Here is a 7502-nt window from a genome sequence, read left to right as displayed (position 1 = left end):
AGAAAGATGAGCAATTATCCAGGTGGAGAATGGGAAGAAATTTGGGACGGCATGTTTTGGCGTTTTGTGATGAAGCAGGAGGATTTCTTTCGAAAGAACCACCGTACCAATATGCTGATTTATTCCCTTGATAAAATGGATAAAGACAAACAACAGGCACATCTTGACAATGCAGAAGCATTTATCCAGAATAAGTTGGGTGGAAATGTTGAATAATTGGTTTTTAGTGAAACACAATTAAAGTTGCTAGGATTTAAGGCTGGCAATTGAACGTCGGGTTTTTTGAGCTAAAGCCCTATAGTGCTTCATTGGATATTTTCATCTTGATTGCTGCGTTTTTAAAATGTTAATTCTCGGAATGACGTCTGCCGGTCACTGAGTTTGTCGAAGTGTACCGAAATAACCATATACCATTCCGTCATTACGAACATTTTTGGGGAGCTGTTGCGTAGGGAAAGGGTGTGGCAATCTCATCACCTTGGAGATTCCTTCGCCTTCCTTCCCGCATGGCCATTGCAAAGTCTCGGAATGACGAGAAGACACGTCATTGCGAACCCTTTTTGGGGAGCTGTTGCGTATGGAAAGGGTGTGGCAATCTCTTTAGGTTGGAGATTCCTTCGGCTTTCTACGCGCAAGGCACCTGCAAAGTCTCTGAATGATGATTTTTTTCAAAATTTTAAGTTTACCTCCTGTTATAAATGATGGGGTTTTATCGGTTAGGAAATTTAGTAAGGAATGAAAAGTTCACCACATTTGTTAAATTTAGTACGTGGTGCAGATAGTTTTATGAGAAAGGGAGAGTGCTTACCGATCGCCATTTTTCTTAGCTGTTTGAGGGGAGCACCCATGAAAAAATTAGAGGGAAAAAAAATAATTTCTTAGCTTTATAAAAAATGAGACATGGAAACGATTCGAATCGATATATTGAATCCCAAAGCTAAAAACTTACTGAAGGATTTAGCAGACTTAAATTTGATCAAAATCAAGGAAGATAAGAAATCTGATTTTTCCGATCTGCTAAAAAAATTAAGATCTAATTCGAAAGAGGAGTTAAGTCTTGAGGAAATAACCAAGGAAGTAGAAAACGTGAGAAAATCACGATATGAAAAGTAAAAGAGTAATACTGGATACCAATTTGTGGATTAGTTTTTTAATTTCTCAATTTCACTGAAATTGATCAACTACTTGAAGATTAAAGAATTGTATTAATATTTTCCTACGAATCATTGGAAGAATTTATAGAAGTAGTTAGAAGGCCAAAATTCAAAAATTCTTCTCTAAAAATGATGTCGAAAAGTTGTTAAATATATTTGATCAATATGCAGACTTTGTGAAAGTAGCATCCAAGGTTATTATGTGTCGTGATCCAAAAGATAATTTTCTTTTAAACTTGGCAATTGATGGGAAAGCTGATTATTTGGTTACGGGTGACAAAGATTTACTCATTCTTGAAAAGTTAAAAAATACTCGAATAATCACCTTTAGGAGTCTTCTAGAGGAAATAAATCCGAAATAGAATATAGGTTAACTCCGGTTAAATAAAATAAAGTTTTTTATAAATGGAATTAATCTATAAAATCAATCGATATGGGTTAAGCCAATCATTTCGAATCACTGCTTTCACTTTTTAAACTTGAATTGATAATCATTTAAAAAAGTAATATGAAAATTTGACTAAAGTCAGGTTATATAAGGCAGTTTCCTAAGTAGGCTAAAGCCCAGTCCTATAGAATTTACTCTATTAAAAATTCTTTTAAGCTACAGAATGAAGGATATGGTAGTTTGTTTTTCAATAGCCTCCTGTAATAATCGGAGGTAATGAGCCAATGGCATTAGCGAAAAGCCTGTTTCACTATTGAACTTGCTCTAGGCTAATGCCCTAAAAAGCCAACTGAATTACACCCCGGGCGGCGCTTTCTGCGGCGGCTTGCCCTGAGCTACAAAGATTGCACTCCTCAGGAGTGCTGCATTGGATATTGTCATCTGGATTGCTGCGTTTTTAAAATGTTTATTCTCTGAATGACGTCTTCCGGTCACTTAGCTTGTCGAAGTATACCGAAATAACCATATACCATTCCGTCATTACGAACCCTTTTGGGGAGCTGTTGCATAGGAAAAGGGGGGTAATCTCTTTAGGTTAGAGATTCCTTCGACTTCACTACTCAAATACCTCCCTAAGCCTAGGAATGACGATTTTTTCATCATCTTAATATAGGATAATGATTATTAACCTTGGTAGGTTAACCAGTTAATTGAATATTTCGTAACTTTAATATATGGAGACGCAACTTTTAAACAGGATTACGGTTAACCCTGAAATTTGCCATGTGATAGAACGTTTATAAATTCTCATTCCTTGACTGAATTCAAGCAAAAAAATATCATATGATGTAGTATAGACTTTTAAATTTATAAAAACATAGTTAGTTTAGAGGCAAAAATTAGATAACTAATATATGGGACGCACTTCTGTCCAATTTTGTAATAGATAAAAAATAAAACTCGGATTTTGCCATAAGGTTCAAAGGGACCGGCCCATTTTTTTTGGAAGGTGATATTATTTTATAAAAGAAGATTTATAGCCTTTTAGGGTTAAGCCTGTTGGAATAAATCGATTAGGTCAAATTTTTAGAAACAAATATGACCATAACCATTTTCACCTATAGTCAAAAATAAAAAGTAGAGTCATTAAAAATCAACTTTACTGGCTAACAATTCATGAGATTTTTAAGATAGTCTATAGAACACAGCGTTTAGGAGTAAGAATGACCCGATAATTTTGGAAAAACTGCCTCGGCTTTTCTTGTAGGTTGGTGCAAATTAAGACAAGGAACAATGCAAACTAAAAAAACAGCAATCAAAGTATCTCAGGAGTATAAAACTCAAACAGCTAAAGCAATTGCCTCAATAGTCCTATTTTTACTAACCTATATTCTGATGTTGGCTTTAGCTCTAATTTTGACTATTCTCTGTGTATATGGAGGAATATTATTAATAGCTTTTCGGCCCATGTTTGTTACAATAGTGCTTGGAATAGGCTTGGCCAGTTTAGGTATTCTAGTATTATTTTTCCTTGTGAAATTCGTTTTTCAGACCCATAAAGCTGACAGATCAAACTTAACTGAAATTACCAAGCGTGAGGAACCAGAGCTTTTTGTTCTTATAGAGGAAATTGTTCAAAAAATAGGTACTAGCTTTCCAAAGAAAGTTTATTTATCGGTGGATGTAAATGCTGCGGTATTTTACGACTCAAGTTTTTGGAGCATGTTTTTACCAATTAAAAAGAACCTTCAAATAGGGTTGGGGTTGGTAAATACGGTTTCTAAATCAGAATTAAAGGCCATTTTAAGCCACGAATTTGGTCATTTTTCTCAAAAATCGATGAAGGTTGGGAGCTACGTTTACAATGTAAATCAAATTATATTCAACCTGCTTAATGACAACGAAAAGTATGATAGAATTATTCAGAAATGGGCGGATGTCAGTGGTTATTTTTGGATTTTTGTTTTCATTTCTGTTAAAATTATTGAAGGTATCAAGTGGGTGTTGAGACAAATGTATGGGGTAGTAAATAAGAATTATTTAGGTTTGTCAAGAGAAATGGAGTTCCATGCAGATGAAGTAGCGGCGACTGTAACAGGTTATGAACCTTTGAAATATTCTTTGCTCAGAATGTCATTGGCAGATCACTCCTACAATAGTATATTGTCATTTTATGACAATAAAATAAGTGAAAATATAAAGTCTGAAAACATTTTTATAGACCAAACTTTTGCAATGCATTTTCTAGCAAAAGAGAATGACATTAAAATCCAAAATAATTTACCCCAAGTATCTGAACAAGAATTAAGCAAATTTAATAAGTCAAAGTTGGTAATTAAAGACCAGTGGGCTTCACACCCAAGTGTTGAAGACCGTATTGATATGTTGGAAAAAACAGGGCTGTTGGCTAAAAATATGGACAATGAATTAGCCAACTCATTGTTTTGTGACATTGAAGGAACACAAAGAGAGCTTACCGATAAGTTGTTTCAGGGGATTGTTTACCAAGGAGCTGTTATAAAAATGCCTTTTGAGTCATTCAAGGCGGAATTCAGAAAAGAGTTTTTGGAAAACACTTTCCCTAAAGTGTACAATGGTTACTATGACAATAAGAACCCACTCATTTTTGATCCTCAAGAAGTTGGAGAGGAGGTAGAAACAATCAAATTAGCTGATCTCTTTTCTAAAGAGAATGTAGACATGGTTTATTCTGCTATTTCACTACAAAATGATATAGAAACGGTAAGTCAGGTTTCAGATAAAACTTTTAAGCTCAAATCATTCGATTATGATGGAGTAAAGTATAAACAAAAGGATAGTAAGCCCCTCCTTAAACAACTTGAAATAGAATTAGGTCTATTAAAGGAGCAAATAAAAATTAATGATTTAAGGATTTTTCAGTTTTTCAATAGTTATGAAATTGAAAAAATACCTAACACTACCTTGGAGAGTTTATACAAGCAATTTTTTGATTATGAGAAAAAATTTGATTCCAAATTTCAATTTTATATCAAGCTATCTAATGATTTAGATTTCATAAACTTCACAACTCCCAATGATCAAATTAGGTGGAATTTTAGTGATATTGAAAACACTGAAAAAAAATTAAAAAATGAAATACGGGAATTATTAGAAGATAGTAAATTTCAACCGAAAATAAACAAGGTAATAAAAGAAAATTTTGAGTTGTATCTCTCAAAAGATTGGAAATATTTTAGTGGGGATACCTATAAAGAAAATAACTTAGAAATTTTATTTACAGCGATGAATGATTACGCATATTTATTGAACCGTGGCTATTTCCTTATAAAAAAGAAGCTATTGAACTACCAAATAACTTTAATCAATCCACAAATTAACTCAGAAATGATTTCGAGCAATGACCGCTAATATACCATTATGTTTAGGTATACCTAATATTCCCTCTCTTCTGAAGCGATATTTAGCCAGTAAAATACCATGCAGGTATTATTGGTATAAGTAGTTCTGAAGCCAACTTGTAATTGCAACCCTCATAAGCTAAAAAAGATGAAAGAAATGGATAAAAGGTAATATAGTATCTGAATTTTATCATCAGAAATAAGGGATAATTCAGTAACTTGTAATTACCTGAAAATTTTAATTCCCCGTATATGAAATACAAGCAATCACAGTTTGGATGGGTAATAATTTTATTGTTTATACTTTTGGTGGTTTTTCTCTGCTTGGCCTACGCCCTGCAATGGGGGAATAATCCACTTACATTTACGCCTTTTTTGGTACTAAGCTCATTTCTTGTGGTTTTGGGATTTATGCTTTACAAACTTACGGTGGAGGTTAGAGGTTCAACACTCAGATTGGCTTATGGAATCGGGTTGATAAATTTTAAATTTGAAATCGATCAATTGGAAGAAACAGAGATTATTCGGGTGCCATGGTATTATGGAATTGGAATTAGAATAACTCCAAATGGTATGCTTTACAGTATTCATGGCTGGGATGTATTACGCATAAGCTATAAAAGTAAAGGGAAAAAGAAAACTGTAATGGTGGGAAGCACTGAGCCGGAAAAACTGAAACGAGTCTTGGAAACCAATTGCATTAAGTAATGTATACCTTGGATATCCACTTATAAAATTAAAAAATTATGGCAGGAGAAGATCAAATTTCAGTTTGGCCGCTGCCTAAGTTTTACTTCTCTGTAAAAATTGAATCATTGGATCGCCCCTTACTTTTTCAGGAAGTGTCAGGTTTGAATAACGAAGTGAAACCTTTGGAATTCAATAATAGAGGTAGCCAGTCTATTTCTTCCTTTGATTTACCGGGCATTTCTAAACCAGAGAATATAACGCTAAAAAAAGGCATTTTTCCGGATAAAAATAAATTTTACGATTGGTTTAATTCTATTAATAGGAATACCATAAGTCGAGAAATAGTTGTCATTGAATTGCTAGATGAATCCGGAAACCTTACAATGACATGGACCCTAACCAATGCCTCGCCTAGTAAAGTTTCCGTGACAGACCTAGAATCAAATGGAAGTGAAATGGCCATTGAAAGCATTGAACTGGTTTATGAGGCATTAACCATAAATCAAGTATAATCCTTTTCTTCTTATAAACCAAATGAGTATTCGCTTCAGTCTTTAAAATCGACTCCCATATTGTAAAGTGTAAAGGCAAAAATATCCGCATGTTCGTCTATAATCTTCCCGGTAGGTTTTCCTGCCCCGTGGCCTGCATTGGTTTCGATGCGAATCAATACCGGACTATCCCCTTTATGTGCTTCCTGAAGACCGGCAGCAAACTTAAAAGAATGGGCCGGTACTACCCGGTCGTCATGATCAGCTGTAGTAACCAAGGTTGCAGGGTAAGCAGTTCCTTGCTTCAAAGCGTGAACAGGGGAGTAATTTTTAAGGTACCGAAACATTTCCTCACTTTCATCGGCTGTTCCATAATCATAAGCCCAGCCTGCTCCCGCAGTAAATTGGTGGTACCGCAGCATGTCCATCACGCCTACTGCCGGTAAGGCCACTTTGGCAAGTTCGGGTCTTTGGATCATGGTAGCACCCACCAGTAATCCACCATTGCTTCCTCCTTTGATGGCCAAATAATCACTTGAAGTATATCCTTTCTGGATCAGAAACTCTCCTGCAGCGATAAAATCGTCGAACACGTTTTGCTTTTGAAGTTTTGTTCCGGCCTTGTGCCAATTCTCACCATACTCTCCACCCCCTCGAATGTTAGGAACAGCGTAAATCCCTCCATTTTCTAACCATACGGTGTTGGCAATGCTAAAAGCAGGAGTAAGGCTGATATTAAAGCCTCCATAACCATAGAGAATGGTCGGGTTTTTACCATTTAGAGGCAAGCCTTTTTTATAGGTAATAATCATTGGAACTTTTGTTCCATCCTTTGAGGTGTAGAAAACCTGATGGCTTTCATAGGCTTCCGGATCAAAATCCAGTTGCGGTTGGCGGTAAAGTTTATGCTTTCCTTCCTTAATAGAATAACTGTAAATGCTTCCGGGCTGCACGTAGGATGTGAAGCTATAATAGATGGTGTCTTGGTCTTTTTTGGATGAAAAGCCACTGACAGTTCCTGCTCCAGGAAGGTCGATTGACATTTCTTCTTTGCCTTGGTAGTCATATTGCCGGACTTCGCTGATGGCATCTTTAAGGTAGGTAGCAAAGAGCTTACCCCCACCTTTGGAAACCTGCATGACTTCTTCCTTTTCAGGAATCAAAACCTGCCAGTTTTCCGATTTTGGGTTGTTCAGGTCTATTTTCACCAGTCGGTTATTGGGGGCATCTTTATTGGTTTGGACCAAAAGCCAACCTTTTTGATGATCAAGTACATCGTGGTTATGGTCCATGTTTGTAACGATTGGTCTGATGGTACTTTCTGTTTTGATTAAGTCTTTGATATATAGCTCATTTCCGGTAGTGCTGTTGGCTGCACTGATGACAAGAACTTGACCAT

6 protein-coding genes and 1 pseudogene are annotated in these 7502 nt (G+C 35.7%); 6 read left to right on the top strand and 1 reads right to left on the bottom strand.

What is annotated here, in order from left to right; translation table 11 throughout:
* The 6 genes and pseudogenes from AAC037_RS15160 to AAC037_RS15135 all read left to right on the top strand — a co-directional run.
* Nucleotides 1-216, top strand: a pseudogene (locus tag AAC037_RS15160) (cryptochrome/photolyase family protein); the annotation flags it as partial.
* Between the two features lie 684 nt (nucleotides 217-900).
* Complete coding sequence (locus AAC037_RS15155; RefSeq protein WP_339903770.1) at nucleotides 901-1113, top strand: hypothetical protein; 213 nt, start codon at nucleotides 901-903, stop codon at nucleotides 1111-1113.
* A 184-nt stretch (nucleotides 1114-1297) separates the two neighbouring features.
* Nucleotides 1298-1516 (top strand): putative toxin-antitoxin system toxin component, PIN family, encoded by a 219-nt coding sequence (locus AAC037_RS15150; RefSeq protein ID WP_339903769.1) that lies wholly within the window; start codon nucleotides 1298-1300, stop codon nucleotides 1514-1516.
* 1493 nt (nucleotides 1517-3009) lie between these two features.
* Nucleotides 3010-4932 (top strand): M48 family metalloprotease, encoded by a 1923-nt coding sequence (locus AAC037_RS15145; RefSeq protein ID WP_339903768.1) that lies wholly within the window; start codon nucleotides 3010-3012, stop codon nucleotides 4930-4932.
* A gap of 242 nt (nucleotides 4933-5174) precedes the next feature.
* On the top strand, nucleotides 5175-5630 hold the full coding sequence (locus AAC037_RS15140) for a hypothetical protein (protein ID WP_339903767.1): 456 nt from the start codon (nucleotides 5175-5177) through the stop codon (nucleotides 5628-5630).
* Nucleotides 5631-5668: 38 nt separating this feature from the next.
* Nucleotides 5669-6124 (top strand): phage tail protein, encoded by a 456-nt coding sequence (locus AAC037_RS15135; RefSeq protein WP_339903766.1) that lies wholly within the window; start codon nucleotides 5669-5671, stop codon nucleotides 6122-6124.
* A gap of 35 nt (nucleotides 6125-6159) precedes the next feature.
* On the opposite strand, the gene AAC037_RS15130 is transcribed toward AAC037_RS15135, so the two are convergent.
* Nucleotides 6160-7502, bottom strand: a 1343-nt coding sequence (locus AAC037_RS15130) for a prolyl oligopeptidase family serine peptidase (RefSeq protein WP_339903765.1), incomplete at its 5' end; no start/stop codon positions are given.

Source organism: uncultured Cyclobacterium sp. (assembly GCF_963976465.1).
Classification (GTDB): domain Bacteria; phylum Bacteroidota; class Bacteroidia; order Cytophagales; family Cyclobacteriaceae; genus Cyclobacterium.
The sequence above is the reverse complement of the archived record's forward strand: the minus strand, read 5'-3'. Positions and strand labels throughout refer to the sequence as shown.